Annotated in this window: 1 protein-coding gene; it reads left to right on the top strand. The window is 38.5% G+C overall.

The genetic code is table 11. The features are described 5' to 3' along the window. On the top strand, positions 1-3,061 hold a 3,061-nt coding region (locus BHECKSOX2_RS09635), incomplete at both ends, for a C80 family cysteine peptidase (protein WP_180323754.1).

Raw genomic sequence — 3,061 nt, 5'->3', positions numbered from 1 at the left:
ACCTCAAGCACCGGCACAAGTGAGTGGAGACACAAAGACGGCAAAGCCAAAACACTTTATAGCTTTGATAAGCTTACTGGCAAAGTAGAGAGCCGAGTTTACGACGACGAAGGCACCTTGGTAAGACACAATGGCAAACATTTAAATAACGACTCACAATACCAAACCAACATCATATTCCAATTAGAAAACAATGATGACACCGTCAAAAATGCCACTAATGCCTTAGCCAATAAACACCCAGAAAACAGCTATATTGCCAAGATGGACGAAGCAGGCAATATTAAAGTTTACGATGTAAACGGCAACGAAGTTGCACTTAATGTCAATGGCAAATACCGTATCAATGTCGTGGCTCACGGATCATCAATGAAGACAATGGGCGCTGATGCGTTGTCTAATCGCATTATAGCCTTACAAACAAAACTCAACATAGAACAAACAGACGAAGGTCGTATTGCCCTAGTGGGTTGTGAAACAGACCGAGCTTCTGTCTCAGGTGATACTTCATTTAACCCTGTTTCTTTTACAAAATTAGTCGCAGAGAAACTATATGACAATGGCAAGGGATCAACCAATGCAGAAGTAACAGGCAGAACCGCAGACATAGAAGTAGACGCCAATGGCAGAAAAGTCATGCGTACAGGTGGGCAGAAAACGGTTTATAGTTGGGATAGTGAGGACAATAGAATCACCTCAGAAACTCAAAATGCTAAAATCACTACTAATGTATTGACAGATCCATTAAATGATCTTAATGAAGAAATACAAAGATTAGAAAAGTTGCTTGAGAGTAAAAAATTCGAATCTAAGAAAAGTAAACATGAATACATTCTAAACAGAGTCCTTAGTGTTTTTCGTGAGGCACAGGAAAATGGATTAGAATCCTCTCTTTTTGAGTTAGAAAAAATTGAATTAGATTTTAGCGATCATTTGAAAACAAACCCAAACTCAGAAATTACAAAAGAACTAAATGAAATGTATTCTGCTTTGAAAGATTTTATTTCTAGTGCTGAAACCTATGCTTTAGACAGAGAAAGACAAGAGGCATATGCGACGCTCGTACATGAAGAATACGAAAAGAGTAAAGTATTGGAAGTTAGCGACAAGCTTAAAAAAATGAAGAGTTCACTTGGCAGAATTTCAAGACGCTCTTTGAAAACCCCTGAAATGGTTGAATTGTTAGAGTCATCTAGATTAGCTATAGAACATGAAATTCAAATAGCCATGGAATCACAAACTGAACTTGAAAAATGGGGAAGTCCTACAGTAGTAAAAGGTAGTGTAAAGCTATTAGCAGGGTGGTACGCACATCAGGTAATTATAACAGAAGAAAATAATTCAACTTTATTAGAAAACACACAGAATATGGCAGGAAAATATCCATTTAACACAACTGTCATTAATATGGATAGACACGGTAACTATAAGCTTGTATACGGTCCTGCATTGGATAAAATGCCAAAAGGGGATATCAAGATTGTAATTAATGCACACGGCAATTCAGCAGGCATTAAAGGTAGAAGTGTTGGTGATATTGCCAAACATATTGACATAGTGAGCCAAGCTGCTGGTAATGATTCTAGGGTGAAAAAAGTCAGTTTAATTCCTTGCATGCTGGGAGTAAAATACGCAAAAATGCTTCTCCCTGAGCTGCGTAAATATGGAATAAAAAGTCCTCAAGTAAGTGTTAGATTAGGCAATACGGCCATATCAAGCAATGGCAGGCAAACTGTAGTCATGCCAGACCTAAGTCGCCCTGGAGAATACCTTACTAAAGAATACCGCTCAGAAAAACTCAAAGCAACTTATACTTACAATGAGGCAGGTGAGATAGTCCCTGTCGATTCTTATACAGATGAACATTACGATGTTTCTCTTTCTATTAATGAGGATGGGTCACCAAAAATAGAGCGCATTTATGGCAATAAGGAAATTGGTGAATTACAGGGCAAGTTAAAAGTTTATGTTTATGCTAAAGGCTTTGATGAAACTAAAGAAATGTTGCGTCAGTTTAAAGAAGATCTACCCTCAGGCGCTTCAATGACACAACTCAATATCAAAACACCCAAAGAGAATGATTGGTTTGCTCAGTTTGATCCGTTAGAACAAGGGAGAGATTTAAAGAGCCTTAGTAAAACTTTTGATGCAGATGTTTTGGTGTATTCCAACCCTGGAGATAGTCAAGTAACAATGGCTACTAGTGATCAGGGTTTTAATACAAAAATTGTTAGAGATAAGACAGAGTTTATTAGAGACCCAAATGTTGCAAAAAATGTTATGCACTTGTCAGAATATACAACTCCGGAGTGTCGATTTTTTACATATAAGGGCGATGCATTTAACTCTGACTTTGCAATGTACATTCATATGGCAAGTGGTGATATTCCCACAATAGAGAGAACTTTAAAAAGTTTAGAAGTTACATCTAAAATTACTCAAAAATATTCTATGTCTTCTATATATATCACGATACCTAAGGGTGAGCGTGATATAACTCATTACAAAGAACTGGCTAAAGCGCTGTCTGATAAATATAGAGTTAAAGTCACTGCATACTACTTTAATCCAAGAAAGGGTAAGATAAAGCAGTGTTTAGCCATAAGCCCTGGAGATTCTAAAGTAACTGTATACAACGACCTCCGACACCTAGCAGAAACCCAACCCTACAACGACGAAAAAATCCAAACTTGGGAGAACTTAACCCAAGAACAAACCAACAAACTAACCACAGAGTCCCAAAAAACCAAACCTGATCTAGCCAACCACGACCATCAAATCCTATTCCAAACCGAATCCGATGACAATGTCAAAGACAGCACCCTTAAACTCGCCTTCAAACACCCAACAAAAACCACCATCGTGCAAATGGACAAAGACGGCGCCTACCGAGTGGTTTATGGCACTCAGCTTAAAGACATCACAGGCAAAGTCAAAATGGTGGCTGTGGGTTACGGCAGAGAAGCAGAAGACGGCACTCAAACACTGGGCGGTAGAAGTGCTGATGCGTTAAGCACAAATATTACCACCATCACTCAAACACTAAACACAGACGCTGTTA

The sequence above is a fragment of the thiotrophic endosymbiont of Bathymodiolus puteoserpentis (Logatchev) genome (assembly GCF_900127505.1).
Taxonomy (GTDB): domain Bacteria; phylum Pseudomonadota; class Gammaproteobacteria; order PS1; family Pseudothioglobaceae; genus Thiodubiliella.
The sequence above is the reverse complement of the archived record's forward strand: the minus strand, read 5'-3'. Positions and strand labels throughout refer to the sequence as shown.